Raw genomic sequence first — 14,211 nt, forward strand, 5'->3', positions numbered from 1 at the left:
AGGCACTTGAGAGGCTGATGAGATGAAGGACTTTGAAACCATTCCCGCACTGATGGCCGATCTTGGACAGCGGGCAAAGACGGCATCGCAAGACCTGGCTTTTGCCAGCGCCGAACGCAAACACGCCGCTCTGATTGCAGCTGCGGACGCTGTCTGGTCCAACAGGGTCGAGATAATTGCGGCCAACAAGAAGGATCTGGAATTTGGCCGCGAAAAGGGGCTGGGCCCTGCGATGATGGATCGTCTGATGCTGGACGAAGCCCGTGTTCAGGGAATGGTGGACGGTTTGCGCGCGGTTGCCGACCAACCCGATCCTGTTGGTGAAGTTCTGGCCGAATGGGACATGCCATCGGGTTTGAACATCCGGCGGGTACGGACTCCACTTGGCGTTATCGGTGTCATTTATGAAAGCCGTCCGAATGTGACTGCGGACGCCGGAGCCTTGTGTCTGAAATCGGGAAATGCCGTGATCCTGCGCGGCGGATCCGAGAGCTTTCACTCCTCAACGGCCATACACGCCTGTCTGGTCGAAGGGTTGAAAGCCGCGAACCTGCCCGAAGACTCGATTCAACTTGTGCCGACCCGCGACCGCGCAGCGGTTCAAGAGTTGCTAACGATGACGGACTATGTTGACGTGATCGTTCCGCGTGGCGGCAAAGGCCTCGTTGGCCTTGTTCAACGCGAGGCGCGCGTGCCTGTTTTTGCGCATCTCGAAGGTATCGTTCATATCTATTTGGACAAAGCCGCTGACCCTCGGAAGGCGCTGGATGTCGTTTTGAATGCCAAAACCCGACGGACCGGTATTTGCGGGGCCGCTGAATGTCTTTTGGTGCATCAGGATGTGGTTGAAACGCTTGGCCGCGATTTGATTTCTGCTCTCATCGCCGCGGGCGTTGAGGTCCACGCTCAAGGGCCTTTGGCGTTGGAGGGCAGCGTGGCGGCAACCGAGGCCGATTGGGGCAAAGAATATCTCGATTGCATTATCGCCGCCAAACCGGTCGCTGACCTGGATGCGGCCATTGCGCATATCCGGCAGTATGGCTCGAACCACACCGATTGCATCCTGACCGAGGACCCGGACGCGGCGTCTCGCTTCTTCGAGCGGTTGGATAGCGCGATCCTGATGCACAATGCGTCGACCCAGTTCGCCGATGGCGGAGAGTTTGGCATGGGTGCCGAGATTGGTATCGCAACCGGCAAAATGCATGCGCGGGGGCCGGTCGGCGCAGCGCAGCTAACCAGTTTCAAGTATCTCGTGCGCGGCGACGGAACGATCAGAGACTAAAACCGGATGACCACGCGGGTTGCGGCTGTCTCGGTCGCGACCCGTCGACCCAGCATCGATGCCGTGTGCGGCAGCAAGGCGAATTGAACGTGGGCTGCATCGATCTTCGTGGAAAAGCGACCGGTGGCAACGTTCTTCCACAAGTCAACATCGGTGTTCAACCTGTCCGCTGTTCCGGTGATCGTCCAGTTTTCACCATTGCTTTCGACAGTTGCCTCACCCCCCATCGGCATGGCGCTTTCGCAGCACATCAGCGCCAGAAAAACCAGTTTGACCTGGTTTCGCGGCACCGCATCGTCCAGACGCCAATGTACACGCAGGCGACCGGAATGTTGCACATCGTGTAGAAGGCTGGCCACCTCGGTCCGGCCCAAGGGCTGATCGCTGGCGACCCCGAATGCGACACGAAAGAAGCGTATCTTTGCTGCCGCATTGCCGACACTGCCCGAGATCAAATCCATCTCGGGGCCCTGCATGGAACCAACCATTTCCAGCAGTTCCAACCCATTGGTTATCGCGCCGACCGGGCTGATCAGATCGTGACATATTCGGGATCCGATCAGGTCCGTCAGGTTGACGTCCGTGCTGCCCATGCGTACCTCCTGATACATCTGCCCACGGACCGGAGCCCTTGCATGACAGATCTCAATGCTATTCTTGCACCAGGGATGTTTGTCCGTCACCCGGACTTCCCCGAATGGGGCGTCGGACAGGTTCAGTCCAACATCGCGGGTAAGATCACCGTAAACTTTCGCGAGCAGGGGAAAGTGGTAATCGACGGGACACGCATCACCTTGGTGCCGGTCTTTGATCCGTGAAACTGGTTTAGGAAAGGTTAACAGCCTTGGCCAGAGCGCAGTTATTGCCTTGGCCGGGAAAGTTGAGGTATCAGCGCCCAACACGAACAACGGACAACAAGAATGCCGGCCGCAGGCCCCTCTTTCACAGTCAAACTCGCCGAAACGCCCGCCGAGCTTAGGGCCGCACAGCGCCTGCGCTATGACGTGTTCGTTAAGGAACTTGGCGGCGGTGGAGACATGGTGGATCACGCAGCGGGTCTGGAACAGGATCGCTTTGATCCATACTTTGACCACATGCTGGCCATTGATGACTCATCAGGCGAAGTTGTCGGTGTTTACAGGCTGTTACCGGGTGAACGTGCAGCCGAGTTGGGACAGTTTTATTCCGAAGACGAATACGATCTGTCGGTCCTGAAACGTTCCGGCCGGAAGCTGTTGGAGCTTGGCCGATCCTGCCTGCACCCAGATTATCGTGGCGGCACGGCAATGTTCCACCTTTGGAACGGTTTGGCAGCCTATGTGGCCGAGCGTGAAATCGAAGTTCTGTTTGGCGTGGCGAGTTTTCATGGCACCGACGTTCAAGCGCTGGCTCAACCGCTGTCCATGCTGCATCACAACCATCTTGCGCCGCCCGACCTGCGGGTCAGGGCACAACCGGACGTGTTCGAAAGTATGGATTTGGTCCGACCGGACGAGTTGGATCGCCGCGCGGCAATGGTGCAGGTCCCCTCTTTGATCAAAGCCTACCTGCGACTGGGCGGCTTCGTCGGCGAGGGCGCATTTATCGACCATGCCTTCAATACGACCGACGTTTGCCTGATACTGGATACCCAGCGCATGAACGAACGACAGCGTCGCATTTACGGGGGAGCGTGAAGCGTTGAGCCAGACTTCGTGGCAGAGCGACGACGCACCCGATCCCGTGGAGTTGGGCCTCATCGGATGGTTGCTTGTCTTTGTGCGGGGCGTACCGCTGGCTCTGCTGGTATTCGGTGGGTTATTGGTTCTTTTGTCTGTGCGACTTGTTGAACGCCCGATTTACGGCGTAAGACGCCCGATCACGCCCTACATATCGCAGTTCGTGTGTCGGAATGCTTTTCGATTGCTGGGTATCAGCTTTCACAGCTCGGGTGAGTTGATGCGGGAACGAGGGGCCGTTGTCGCCAACCACCAATCCTGGTTGGACATCTTTGCACTCAATGCTCGAAAACGGATCTACTTTGTCTCAAAGGCCGAGGTTGCAAACTGGCCCGGCATCGGTTGGCTCGCCAAGGCGACGGGAACGGTGTTTATCGAGCGCAATCCAAAGAAAGCGCAGGAGCAGACCCGCATATTCGAGGAACGGCTTAAAGCCGGGCACAAGCTGCTGTTTTTTCCCGAAGGGACTTCGACTGATGGATTGCGGGTTTTGCAATTTAAAACAACGCTTTTCGCCGCGTTCTTCACAAATGAACTGCGGGATTTCATGTATGTGCAACCCGTGTCGGTGGTCTTTCATGCGCCCAAGGGACAGCCTGATCGGTTTTACGGCTGGTGGGGAGATATGGATTTCGGGCCGCATCTGTTGAAGACTCTTGGCGCACGCAGGCAGGGCGCGGTCGAATTGATCTATCACGCACCGGCCAGAGTCAGTGATTTTGAAAATCGCAAGGCGTTGGCGGCCCATTGTGAAGAGGCGGTGCGCCACGCGCATAGCTTGGCGCGGCTTGAAAAATAAGGGCATTTGGCCCTTGCGCAACCTGAAAACCTGCCGTATACGCGCGGCATTCAAATCCGCAGGTGGGGTTTGGGCCTTTTAGGGGAGACATCCTTATCAGGCCCGCCGGTTGGAGCATCCGCTTCTTTCACCCCCGCCCAGGCGTAAACCGGAAAAGGAAAACATAGCATGGCTCTTCCCGAGTTCACCATGCGTCAGCTGCTGGAAGCTGGCGTTCACTTTGGTCACCAGACACAGCGTTGGAATCCCCGCATGGGCCCGTTCATCTACGGCTCGCGCAATGGCATCCACATCATGGACCTGACCCAGACCGTTCCGATGCTGGATCAGGCGCTGCAGGCCGTTCGTGACACCGTTGCAAAAGGCGGGCGCGTTCTGTTCGTCGGCACCAAGCGTCAGGCCGCTGGCCCGATCGCTGAAGCGGCTGAAAAGTCAGCTCAGTACTTCATGAACCACCGCTGGCTGGGCGGCACGCTGACCAACTGGAAAACCGTTTCCCAGTCGATCAACCGTCTGAACCAGATCGACGAAGCGATGGAATCGGGCGCCGAGGGCCTGACCAAGAAAGAGCGTCTGGGCATGGAGCGCGACCAGCAGAAGCTGCAAGCGTCGCTGGGCGGTATCCGCGAAATGGGTGGCGTTCCGGACCTGCTGTTCGTCATTGACGTTAAGAAAGAAGCGCTGGCGATTGCCGAAGCCAACAAGCTGGGTATCCCGGTTGTGGCCGTTGTCGACACCAATTGCTCGCCCGACGGCGTTGACTACATCATCCCCGGCAACGACGACGCCGCGCGCGCCATCGCGCTTTATTGCGATCTGGCCGCACGCGCCGCGCTGGACGGCATGACCGCTCAGCTGGGTGCCGCAGGCGTTGATCTCGGTGAATTCGAAGAAGCACCGGTTGAAGAAGCCGTCGCTGAAGAAGCACCCGCCGAGGAAGAAGCCGCGCCAGAGGCCAAAGCCGAAGCGTAAGCTGCCCGTCACGTAATTGACATATGGGGCAGGGTATGACCTGCCCCAATTCCGTTTGAATTGAGGAGAGCCAAAAGATGGCAATCACAGCAGCAATGGTTAAAGAACTGCGCGACTCGACCGGCGCAGGCATGATGGACGCGAAAAAAGCGCTGACCGAAACCGAAGGCAACATGGACGAAGCCGTTGACTGGCTGCGCACCAAGGGTCTGGCCAAGGCGGCCAAGAAATCGGGCCGTACAGCGGCCGAAGGTTTGGTTGCGGTGCACGTCAACGGTGGCAATGGTGTTGCTGTCGAAGTGAACTCGGAAACCGACTTTGTCGCGAAAAACGGCGAGTTTCAGGAAATGGTCGGCAAGATCACCTACGCGGCGGAAGGCGTCGACAATGTCGAAGCTCTGCTGGCGGCTGATCTGGGCGGCAAATCGGTTGCCGACACGCTGACCGACAAGATCGCCACCATCGGCGAGAACATGTCGGTGCGCCGCATGTCGAAGCTGTCCGGCGAAACGGTTGTATCCTACGTCCACAACGCCGCGACCCACGGTATGGGAAAAATCGGCGTTCTGGTCGCTCTGACCGGTGGCGACGAGGCGATCGGCAAGCAGGTTGCGATGCACATCGCGGCTGTGAATCCGGCGGCCCTGTCCGAAGCGGACATGGACCCTGCCGTTGTCGAGAAAGAAAAGCAGGTTCAGATGGACATCGCCCGCGAATCCGGCAAGCCGGAGCAGGTGATCGAGAAGATGATCGAAGGCCGCATGAAGAAATTCGTCGCCGAATCGACCCTGCTGAACCAGCAATTCGTGGTGAATCCGGATCTGACCGTCGAAGCCGCAGCCAAAGAAGCGGGTGCAACCATCACCGGATTCGTTCGGTTGGAAGTTGGCGAAGGCATTGTTGTCGAGAAAGAAGACTTCGCGGCAGAAGTTGCCAAAGCCGCACAGGGCTAAACCTGATCATGGCCCCGCAAGGGGCCATAAACGCCAAACCGGTTGCTGAGACGCAGCCGGTTTTTTCTTTGTCATCGGTGACAGTTACAACGACTTTGTAGGTTTGGAGAAGAGGGACCCCGCATGATGGGGATGGACAGGGTCCCTCAAAATTCCGACTGACAGACGCGGACGAATAGGCGCCTCTCATTCAGAGCGATCGGAGAGCTTTGGTATTGCAAAGATCCAATCAAATCGTTCCCTGGCTAAAGCCACCACTCACGGAACAGTCTCAATCTGCAATTTTTTGTTCGTGATGGGAAGTCATGTTTTCCTTACCTAAGGTAAACTGACGAATTTTTGCGAAAAAAGGCGTCAAACTTCCATTACGAACATCTGATTTTGCAGTGATGCCTTCAATACGGCCTGCGCCGTGGTCTCGACGCTCAACGCCTCACGTGCAAGGCGAAGGTGCTTTTCGACGGTGGCTGCCGTCAGCCCCATAAGCAACGCAATGTCCTGCGTCGTCTTGCCATCCCCAACCCATTGCAGGGCCTCTCGCTGACGCTTCGTCAATGCGCGGTTCGGTGCGCTGTAGGGCAGGGTCAGGATCTTCAGATGCGCGACGTTGTTCATCAGCAGAATGTCGTCGCCATGCTCTTCCCAGATCGCATCGACATCATCCTGCGTTTGGTCACCGTAGGACGCCATTGAAATGGCCCCCTTTGAACGCATCGAGACCGAGTTGAAGCTGACAGTGAAGCCAACCGTCACACCTTTGGAGCGGTTGAACTCGTAAACCTGCCGTTCCTCTTCGGTCATGGTTCCCGTGGACATCATCTCTTGAATCATGCGCCAGCTTGCCGCGCCTTCATGTTCAAGCGCCCATTTCAGCATCGGGGCATGAAAATACAGACCGGAATGCAAGAACCCGTCCAGGTAGTCGTTGCAGTGATTGGTCAGGATGACAAAATCCTCGGGGTCGCCCAAAGAGGTTTCGGTGCGGTACTGCGTATGTCCATACAGCAGGCGGTCAAACCCGTATTTCGCCATCTGGCGGCAATGCGCGTCCCAAAGCTCTTCCAGCGTTTTGGTGTAGCTTATGAAGTTCAAGTACTCGTTCAGGTTCAAACCGCGTCCTCCCCTGAAAGATGCGCTGCCAATGCCTGCAATGCCAGCACATAGCTGTTGACGCCAAAGCCGCAAATCTGTCCGATTGCCACAGGCGCTATGTACGAGTGGTGCCGAAAGGTTTCGCGCGCGTGGATGTTGGACAGATGCACCTCGACAACTGGGACCTGAGCCGAAGAGATCGCATCCATGATTGCAATCGACGTGTGGGTATAGGCCCCGGCATTCAGGACGATACCGTCCTGCGTACCGCGCGCGTTGTGAATGGCGTCAATCAAGGCACCTTCGTGATTGGATTGCATATGCGTAACTGTCTGGCCCAGCGTCACGCCATGCGAAACGCATCGGTCCATCATCATGTCCAGCGTCGTGTGGCCATAGACCTCGGGCTGTCTGGTGCCCAGCAGGTTCAAATTCGGGCCGTTCAGAACCAATATCTTCGTCATCTTCAATCCATCCCCGTGCCTTTGTGATAAACCCGAAACAAGGGGGCGTCCAGCAGACTATTCATATGTAAAGTAAGGTTGTGCTGAGATGGATCATTTGTACCGCAGGGATGAAATGCCTATGCGGTCATGTCCCTTCCATGGTGATCACGATTTTGCCAAGGGCAGATCGGCCTTCGAGCAACCTCAAGGCCTCTCCGGCGCGGTTCATGGGGAATGTCGCGCTTATTTGCGGCCTGATTTTTCCCGAGGTGTACATCGCAAACAATTCGGACAGGTTCTCGGCGTGCCCCTTGGGGTCGCGCAGTACCGATGCGCCCCAGAATACGCCGACGATTTGGCACCCTTTGAGCAAGGGCAGGTTCAACGGAATACTTGGGATGCCTGCAGGAAACCCGACAACCAGAAACCGTCCGTTCCAGGCCATGGCGCGCAGGGCAGGTTCGGCATAATCGCCGCCGACGGCGTCATACACAACATCCACGCCTTCGCCCCCTGCAAGGCGCTTGATGTCGGACGAAAGAGCCTTCTGACCATTCCGGTCGATACTTCGAGGGTAGATCAGCGTCTCGTCAGCGCCGATTTTCTTGCAGAAATCCGCCTTTTCAGTCGAAGATACAGCGGCTATCACACGCGCGTCCGATGCTTTGGCCAACTCGATGGCTGCTGATCCAACGCCGCCAGCGGCCCCCAGAATCAATACGGTTTCGCCCGCCTTCAATGCCGCGCGATCTTTCAGCGCGTGGTGGGACGTGCCGTATGTAAAGACAAAGCACGCCGCATCCTCATACGGCATTGTATCCGGAATTTTGACCGCGGACCGGGCTTTCAGCGTCAGGTGCGTCGCAAAGCCACCGTGACCCACCAGCGCCAACACGCGGTCGCCGGGCGCGAAATCCGCAACTTTCTCTCCGACCGCGATGATTTCGCCTGCAACTTCACCTCCTGGTGCAAAAGGGCGGGACGGTTTCATCTGATAAAGATCACGGATCATCAAGGCGTCGGGAAAATTCACCCCGGCCGCGTGTATACGCAACAGAATCTCATCCGGTGCCGGGACCGGATCGGGCAGGGAGGTCAGTTCCAAAGTCTCGGGACCGCCTTTTGTGACGCTGAGTAATGCCCGCATGTGCCTCTTGCCTCTTGCCTCGTTGGTCTTGAAATCGTTGGATTGTCTTCAAAGGTTGTCAAGTGATTAGCCTGCGGCAGTCTTTTGACCAACCCGTTTGCGGGAGAGGAGGACCCATGACGCCCGATACCCTGTTTTCACTTAAAGGAAAAACCGCGCTCGTAACCGGTGGCGCGACAGGTATTGGCAGGATGGCCGCTGAGGCGCTCGTTCGTGCCGGTGCGCATGTCCTGATCGCATCGCGCAAGGCCGACGCATGTGAGGCTGTTGCAAACGAGCTGAACAGCTTGGGTGTGGCCGGGTCAGCCGAGGGTTTTGCCGGTGATGTGGGAACCGAAAACGGGATTGACGGGTTGGTTGATCAGGTTCGTAACCGTGCGCAATCTCTTGAAATTCTTATGAATAATGCAGGTGTTGCTTGGGGTGCACCTTTGGGCGACTTTCCCTACGCCGCCTGGGACAAGGTTATGTCCGTGAATGTCGCAGGCGCTTTCGATCTGACACAGAAACTGCTGCCGTTGTTGACAACATCAGCCTCGGATGACGATCCCGCCCGCGTGGTCAACGTGGGTTCGGTCATGGGCGAGGTTCCGATGGGGGACGGGGCCTATAGTTACTCGGCGTCGAAAGCTGCTGTTTTGCATCTGACGAAGATCATGGCCAAGGAACTTGCGCCCAACCGCATCACGGTCAATGCGCTTGCCCCCGGCCCGTTTGTGTCGCGCATGACCGAGTTTGCCACGGGGGAAGAGGGAAAAAGAGACCGGGTTGGACAATCGGTTCCCCTTGGTCGTGTTGGACGACCCGAAGACATAGCGGGTTGCATGTTGTTTTTGTGCGGACAAGGCGGAAGCTATGTCACCGGAGCCGTTATCCCTGTTTCCGGCGGTATCAACGTCCAAACCGCTGACGACATTTTTGCCGCCGCGCATTGATTGCGGGAAGGGGTGGGCGCGATGGATCAGAGCGAAAAAACGTTAAACGTCAAATCAGTAGATGACTATCTTCACAAAAACCTCGCCGGATATGCGGGTCCGCTTGAGGTCGAGAAATTCGCGGTGGGGCAGTCCAACCCGACCTACCTTCTTGAAACACCGAACAAACGCTACGTCCTGCGTCGAAAACCGCCGGGTGTACTTTTGAAGTCGGCCCATGCGGTTGATCGAGAGTTTCGCGTTCAATCCGCGCTGGCGGGTAGCAAGGTGCCAGTACCGGACATGTATCTGCTGTGCGAGGAGGACACGGTTATCGGTTCTGCCTTTTACGTGATGGAGTATCTGGATGGTCGCGGATTTACCGATCCGACGATGAAAGGCGAAACCAACGCCACGCGGACCGGAATTCTGGACGAAATGAACCGCGTGCTGGCCGAACTTCACATGGTGGACATCAATGCCGCAGGATTGTCGGATTACGGACCGCCGGGAAACTACTTTGAGCGCCAGATCTCTCGCTGGGCGGGCCAGTACCGTGCGTCGGAAACCGAGAAGATCGCAGACATGGACCATTTGATTGCGCGTCTTGAGGCCCAATTGCCCGAGGATGACGGGCAGCGGACGTTGGTTCATGGGGATTATCGGATCGACAACCTTTTGTTTCAGAAAGACGGGACAAGTTGCATCGCCGTTCTGGATTGGGAATTGTCCACGATTGGCCACCCCTACGCGGATCTGGCGGCAGTCATAATGCAATGGCAACTGCCACCGGGAAAGGAAGGGCGCGGTCTGGCCGGCGTGGATCGTGATACGCTTGGTTTGCCCTCGGACGAGGCCTTCATCGCGAAATATTGCGCGCGAACTGGTAGATCAGGCATTGCGAACTTCGGATTTTATCTGGCTTTTAACTTCTTCCGAATGGCAGCGATCTTGCAGGGCGTCTACAAACGTGCCTTGGATGGCAATGCATCAGACCCGGTGCAGGCAAAAGCGTTTGGTGCCTATGTTCCGGTTTTCGCGCAGCATGGCTTGGCTGCATTAGAGCGGGAATAGCGCCAACTTGTGCGCGTCGGCTTCAATTGCGCGCACCGCTCATTTGGCCTGATTCAACTCCAACTCGAGGTTGCCGAGGCTGTTCTTGCCAAAAAACATCTCTGTCCCCGCAAACAATGTGGGCACACCAAAAACGCCCCTTCGAACAGCTGCTTTTGTCTGGTCTTTCAAGGCCTGTTTGACTTGAGGGTCTGTTGCCGCCTCACGAATTTTTCGCGCGGGCAAACCGGCCTCGTCCACAACATCGGTCAGAACATTCAGATCGTCGAGTTTCTGACCATGCACCCAAATCGCATCAAACACGGACTTTATATATTTGTTCTCCCACGGTTTTCCTTGCGCAAAACATGCGCCACGCATCGCAAACTTGGTGTTCAGTGGGAAATGCGGGCTCATATGAAAACTAAGACCCCGCCGGCGGGCATATCTGTGCAGATCATGTGTAAGGTAAGATGTTTTCTGGCGGTTCTCGGAAAACGCCTGAAACGGGCTTTGATTGTGAGTTGCCTTGAAAACGATGCTCAGCAGCACCGGCGCAAAGCTGATTTCGGCGTTTTGCCGTTTGGCAAGTTCCGGCAGGACCTTGTAGGCAAGAAAGGCATTCGGACTGCAAAAATCATAGATGAATTCAATTTTCTTCGCCATCTGCCTGCTCCATCCTGGCGCGAAATTCGGGGGAATCAATGTCGCCCCGGGCTGTTTTCGCTGACACTTTAACAGGTCGCTCTGTGGAGTGATTAAAATAGGCAGCGACTATTTGATTTTTCTGTTTTTTCCGGGATTTGCACGGCAAGATCGAACGACAAGCAGGAACCGGGGCACGCGATGGTGTTTGATACCGCACGATTGGACCGCATTCAGAAATGGATGCAACACTATGTAGATCAAAGAAAATACCCTGGATGCTCTCTGCTTTTGCAGCAGCACGGGCAAGAGATTTTCTTTCACAGTTGTGGCCTGCGTGATGTTGAAAACACTCTGCCGTTTGACCGTGAAACAGTGGTGCGGATCTATTCGATGACCAAACCGGTCACATCGGTCGCACTCATGATGTTGGCGGAACGCGGGTTGTTCCATCCGGACGCTCCACTGTCGGATTTCCTGCCGGGTTTCGACAACATGCAAGCGCTTGTGCCCGGGGCTGAGGCCATTGACCAAACTGAACCGGCCCCGACACCTACATTGCACCAGTTGCTGACCCACACCAGCGGACTGAGCTATCCGTTCAATCCCGGCCTTTTGCCGCGGGCGATGGACGATCTGGATCTGATTTTTTCACCCGATCAAGGGCCTTTGAAGGACCGGGTCGCGCAACTGGCGGGATTGCCACTGGCTTTTCAGCCCGGCTCACGTTGGGAATACTCGGTCGGAATTGATGTGATCGGTCGCGTAATCGAAGTTGTTTCCGGCAAACCGTTGGAGCGGTTTTTCGCGGATCACATTTTTGAGGCCCTGGGAATGACCGAAACAGGTTTTTCCCTACCCAAAGGGGCAGGGGACAGGTTTGCGTCACTCTATACCCCGCTGGAAGGTGACGCGATGGCGCTGAACGCCGCCAAATCGGGGTCGGAAACCCTGCGTCTTGTTGACCGTGCCGGTGAATCCCCATTTGAAAAGGCGACCACGTTTTCTGGCGGCGGCGGGCTGGTCAGTACGATCGACGACTTTGCGACTTTTGCAGAAATGTTGCGCAACAAAGGTGCCAACGAACGTGTCCGGTTGTTGGGCGCGTCGACGGTGGATTTCATGATGCGCAATCACTTGCCGGTCGACATAGCCTCAATGGGGCCGCAGAGCTTTGCGGAACAGCCGATGGACGGTACAGGGTTTGGTATTGGCGGTGCAGTCATCCTCGATCCTGCCCGGGCGCGGGCGCCCGGCTCGGTGGGTGATTATGGTTGGGGCGGCATGGCCTCAACCTATTTCTGGATCGATCGCAAACACGATATGACCGCCGTCTTTTTCACACAGCTTTCACCGTCCAGTTCTTATCCTTCACGCGCCCAACTTAAGGCGCTTGTCCACGGGGCAATGATTGAATGATCCCGGCGCAGATGCTAGGCGATGATCAAGATATCCGGAGAAAGACGATGACCGAAGCGGAACGCATCCTGTTGGATTTGCTCAATATTGAGGCGTTGGAAGTCGATCTTTTCCGCGGCACAGGCTCGGGCGGTGAAACGCCGACGCGGATCTTTGGCGGGCAGGTCATTGCGCAAGCGCTTGCCGCCGCATACCGAACCGTTGAAGGGCGACTTTGTCATTCGTTGCATGCCTATTTCATCCGTGCCGGTGATCCGTCAATTCCCGTGGTTTATCAAGTTGATCGCGCCCGCGATGGCGGGTCGTTCACCACGCGCAGGGTGGTTGCGATTCAGCACGGCAAGCAGATTCTGAACCTTTCGGCATCTTTCCATGTTCAGGATGACGGCTGGGACCACCAACATCCGATGCCGCGCGTCGTTGCGCCAGATCAGTTGCCAACACGCAACGAATTGCGCCGCCAATATCTGAACCGCGTGCCCGAGAAGTTTCACTCCGAGCTTTTGCGCGAGCGTCCTATCGAGGTCAGCGAGATTGAACCGCTGGATTTTCTGACGCCAGAGAAAGCGGATGATTGCCATCATCTTTGGTTCAGAATGGCTGCAGCTGCCGAGGCTGACCCGGTCATGCAGCATTTGTTGCTGGCTTATGCGTCGGACATGGATCTGCTGAGCTCCGGTTTGCGTCCGCATGGTCTCAGCTGGTTGTCCGGCCAAGTTGATGGGGCCAGCCTGGATCACGCGATTTGGTTTCATGCGCCGATGCAGTTTCAGAATTGGCATCTGTATTCCATGGAATCGCCATGGACGGGGCAGGGCCGCAGTTTCAATCGCGGTTCAATCTATTCGGAAGATGGGGTTCTGGTTGCTTCGATTGCGCAGGAAGGTCTGATGCGGAAAAGGAAGCAGAGGCATTAAGTATCACCGATATACTTTTGATTTAATTTCGACATTCCGTCTATCCACCGGTCATAGTCGGTCGATTTGGAGTGCATGTATCCCAGAACTTGTTCGTGCGGCAAAACGAGAAATCGTTCGGCCTGAATGGCATCAACGCAGGATTGCGCGACATCCAATGGCTCCATCACGCCATCAATCGAAGCGACAGACTCTTCGTGACCATCAATCATGTCCGTTCTCACGGCCTGGGGGCACAGAACCGATACACGAATTCCGTCGTTCTTGTATGTCAGCGCCAACCATTCCGCGAAGCCGACAGCGGCATGTTTTGTTACGGCATACGGCGCAGCGCCGGGTTGATTGAGCAATCCGGCCGCAGATGCGGTTGCCAAGAAATACCCGCCGCCGCGCGCAATCATGCGCGGGATCACATGCCGGGCGGCCCAGACATGTGACATGACGTTGACCTTCCACGTCCGGTCCCAATCCAGATTGGGTACATCCATACCGCCAAGAGTCAGAATTCCGGCATTGGCGCAGAACAGATCAATCGGACCGATCTGCCCTTCAACGGTTTCGATCAGCGCCAGCGTGGATTCCTCGGTGGATACGTCGCATTCCTGGGCGTGGCCTCCGATGTCCTTGGCAACGGATCGGGCGCCATCAACGTCAACGTCTGCGCAGACAATCCGCGCACCTTCATCTGCAAAACGATGCGCCAAACCTCTGCCGATGCCGCAGGCGGCACCGGTGATGACTACAGTTTTTCCGTGCAACTGCATGAAAACGTGGGCCTTTCAGCGTTTCAGAGGGCTGGCAAATCCATTGGCGCGGAAAGCCACAAAGCATTTGGGTATCTGTAAAATTTA

Annotated in this window: 16 protein-coding genes; 10 read left to right on the top strand and 6 right to left on the bottom strand. The window is 56.4% G+C overall.

Features of this window, described 5'->3' with window-relative positions; all coding sequences use genetic code 11:
• Positions 1-22: 22 nt before the first annotated feature.
• On the top strand, positions 23-1,285 hold the full coding sequence (locus RA28_RS15760; protein WP_039530633.1) for a glutamate-5-semialdehyde dehydrogenase: 1,263 nt from the start codon (positions 23-25) through the stop codon (positions 1,283-1,285).
• Here RA28_RS15760 and RA28_RS15765 read toward each other — a convergent pair.
• Positions 1,282-1,878, bottom strand: a complete 597-nt coding sequence (locus RA28_RS15765) for a histidine phosphotransferase family protein (protein ID WP_039531726.1) — start codon at positions 1,876-1,878, stop codon at positions 1,282-1,284. The genes RA28_RS15760 and RA28_RS15765 overlap by 4 nt on opposite strands.
• A gap of 42 nt (positions 1,879-1,920) precedes the next feature.
• Here RA28_RS15765 and RA28_RS15770 point away from each other — a divergent pair, with 42 nt between their 5' ends.
• From RA28_RS15770 to tsf, 5 genes are all read left to right on the top strand, one after another.
• Positions 1,921-2,103 (top strand): DUF3553 domain-containing protein, encoded by a 183-nt coding sequence (locus tag RA28_RS15770; protein WP_039530635.1) that lies wholly within the window; start codon positions 1,921-1,923, stop codon positions 2,101-2,103.
• Positions 2,104-2,205: 102 nt separating this feature from the next.
• Positions 2,206-2,961: a GNAT family N-acetyltransferase gene (locus RA28_RS15775; protein WP_039530637.1), complete on the top strand. Its 756-nt coding sequence runs from the start codon at positions 2,206-2,208 to the stop codon at positions 2,959-2,961.
• 4 nt (positions 2,962-2,965) lie between these two features.
• Positions 2,966-3,802, top strand: a complete 837-nt coding sequence (locus tag RA28_RS15780) for a lysophospholipid acyltransferase family protein (RefSeq protein WP_039530639.1) — start codon at positions 2,966-2,968, stop codon at positions 3,800-3,802.
• 168 nt (positions 3,803-3,970) lie between these two features.
• Positions 3,971-4,774, top strand: coding sequence for a 30S ribosomal protein S2 (rpsB, locus tag RA28_RS15785; RefSeq protein WP_039530641.1), 804 nt, complete (start codon positions 3,971-3,973; stop codon positions 4,772-4,774).
• Between the two features lie 77 nt (positions 4,775-4,851).
• Positions 4,852-5,727: a translation elongation factor Ts gene (tsf, locus tag RA28_RS15790; protein ID WP_039530643.1), complete on the top strand. Its 876-nt coding sequence runs from the start codon at positions 4,852-4,854 to the stop codon at positions 5,725-5,727.
• A gap of 354 nt (positions 5,728-6,081) precedes the next feature.
• Here the strand turns inward: tsf and RA28_RS15795 are convergent, their stop codons facing one another.
• From RA28_RS15795 to RA28_RS15805, 3 genes are all read right to left on the bottom strand, one after another.
• Entirely contained in the window at positions 6,082-6,837 is a 756-nt protein-coding gene (locus RA28_RS15795) for an autoinducer binding domain-containing protein (RefSeq protein ID WP_039530645.1), read from the bottom strand.
• Complete coding sequence (gene aroQ / locus RA28_RS15800; RefSeq protein WP_039530647.1) at positions 6,834-7,283, bottom strand: type II 3-dehydroquinate dehydratase; 450 nt, start codon at positions 7,281-7,283, stop codon at positions 6,834-6,836. Before aroQ ends, RA28_RS15795 begins: the two co-directional genes overlap by 4 nt.
• 127 nt (positions 7,284-7,410) lie before the next feature.
• Positions 7,411-8,412: an NADPH:quinone oxidoreductase family protein gene (locus tag RA28_RS15805; protein ID WP_039530651.1), complete on the bottom strand. Its 1,002-nt coding sequence runs from the start codon at positions 8,410-8,412 to the stop codon at positions 7,411-7,413.
• 116 nt (positions 8,413-8,528) lie between these two features.
• Here RA28_RS15805 and RA28_RS15810 point away from each other — a divergent pair, with 116 nt between their 5' ends.
• Together RA28_RS15810 and RA28_RS15815 are read left to right on the top strand one after the other, a co-directional pair.
• Positions 8,529-9,347, top strand: a complete 819-nt coding sequence (locus RA28_RS15810) for an SDR family oxidoreductase (RefSeq protein ID WP_039530653.1) — start codon at positions 8,529-8,531, stop codon at positions 9,345-9,347.
• Between the two features lie 21 nt (positions 9,348-9,368).
• The gene (locus tag RA28_RS15815; protein ID WP_039530655.1) at positions 9,369-10,400 is read left to right on the top strand and encodes a phosphotransferase family protein; all 1,032 of its coding nucleotides are present in this window, start codon (positions 9,369-9,371) and stop codon (positions 10,398-10,400) included.
• 39 nt (positions 10,401-10,439) lie between these two features.
• On the opposite strand, the gene RA28_RS15820 is transcribed toward RA28_RS15815, so the two are convergent.
• Positions 10,440-11,045 carry a 2-hydroxychromene-2-carboxylate isomerase gene (locus tag RA28_RS15820; RefSeq protein WP_039530657.1) on the bottom strand — a complete coding sequence of 202 codons (606 nt, stop codon included), beginning with the start codon at positions 11,043-11,045 and terminating at the stop codon, positions 10,440-10,442.
• Between the two features lie 180 nt (positions 11,046-11,225).
• Between RA28_RS15820 and RA28_RS15825 the strand changes: the two genes are divergently transcribed.
• Together RA28_RS15825 and RA28_RS15830 are read left to right on the top strand one after the other, a co-directional pair.
• Positions 11,226-12,443: a serine hydrolase domain-containing protein gene (locus tag RA28_RS15825; RefSeq protein WP_039530659.1), complete on the top strand. Its 1,218-nt coding sequence runs from the start codon at positions 11,226-11,228 to the stop codon at positions 12,441-12,443.
• 47 nt (positions 12,444-12,490) lie between these two features.
• On the top strand, positions 12,491-13,360 hold the full coding sequence (locus RA28_RS15830; RefSeq protein ID WP_039531728.1) for an acyl-CoA thioesterase: 870 nt from the start codon (positions 12,491-12,493) through the stop codon (positions 13,358-13,360).
• On the opposite strand, the gene RA28_RS15835 is transcribed toward RA28_RS15830, so the two are convergent.
• Positions 13,357-14,124 carry an SDR family oxidoreductase gene (locus RA28_RS15835; RefSeq protein ID WP_039530661.1) on the bottom strand — a complete coding sequence of 256 codons (768 nt, stop codon included), beginning with the start codon at positions 14,122-14,124 and terminating at the stop codon, positions 13,357-13,359. The genes RA28_RS15830 and RA28_RS15835 overlap by 4 nt on opposite strands.
• Positions 14,125-14,211 lie beyond the last annotated feature (87 nt).

The sequence above is a fragment of the Ruegeria sp. ANG-S4 genome, assembly GCF_000814005.1.
GTDB lineage: Bacteria > Pseudomonadota > Alphaproteobacteria > Rhodobacterales > Rhodobacteraceae > Ruegeria.

Coding starts and splice junctions, on each gene's coding strand:
- RA28_RS15775 (WP_039530637.1), top strand. CDS start 2,206: ATGCCGGCCGCAGGCCCCTCTTTCACAGTCAAACTCGCCGAAACGCCC.
- RA28_RS15805 (WP_039530651.1), bottom strand. CDS start 8,412: ATGCGGGCATTACTCAGCGTCACAAAAGGCGGTCCCGAGACTTTGGAA.
- RA28_RS15815 (WP_039530655.1), top strand. CDS start 9,369: ATGGATCAGAGCGAAAAAACGTTAAACGTCAAATCAGTAGATGACTAT.
- RA28_RS15810 (WP_039530653.1), top strand. CDS start 8,529: ATGACGCCCGATACCCTGTTTTCACTTAAAGGAAAAACCGCGCTCGTA.
- RA28_RS15765 (WP_039531726.1), bottom strand. CDS start 1,878: ATGGGCAGCACGGACGTCAACCTGACGGACCTGATCGGATCCCGAATA.
- rpsB (WP_039530641.1), top strand. CDS start 3,971: ATGGCTCTTCCCGAGTTCACCATGCGTCAGCTGCTGGAAGCTGGCGTT.
- RA28_RS15760 (WP_039530633.1), top strand. CDS start 23: ATGAAGGACTTTGAAACCATTCCCGCACTGATGGCCGATCTTGGACAG.
- RA28_RS15825 (WP_039530659.1), top strand. CDS start 11,226: ATGGTGTTTGATACCGCACGATTGGACCGCATTCAGAAATGGATGCAA.
- aroQ (WP_039530647.1), bottom strand. CDS start 7,283: ATGACGAAGATATTGGTTCTGAACGGCCCGAATTTGAACCTGCTGGGC.
- RA28_RS15770 (WP_039530635.1), top strand. CDS start 1,921: ATGACAGATCTCAATGCTATTCTTGCACCAGGGATGTTTGTCCGTCAC.
- RA28_RS15835 (WP_039530661.1), bottom strand. CDS start 14,124: ATGCAGTTGCACGGAAAAACTGTAGTCATCACCGGTGCCGCCTGCGGC.
- RA28_RS15830 (WP_039531728.1), top strand. CDS start 12,491: ATGACCGAAGCGGAACGCATCCTGTTGGATTTGCTCAATATTGAGGCG.
- tsf (WP_039530643.1), top strand. CDS start 4,852: ATGGCAATCACAGCAGCAATGGTTAAAGAACTGCGCGACTCGACCGGC.
- RA28_RS15820 (WP_039530657.1), bottom strand. CDS start 11,045: ATGGCGAAGAAAATTGAATTCATCTATGATTTTTGCAGTCCGAATGCC.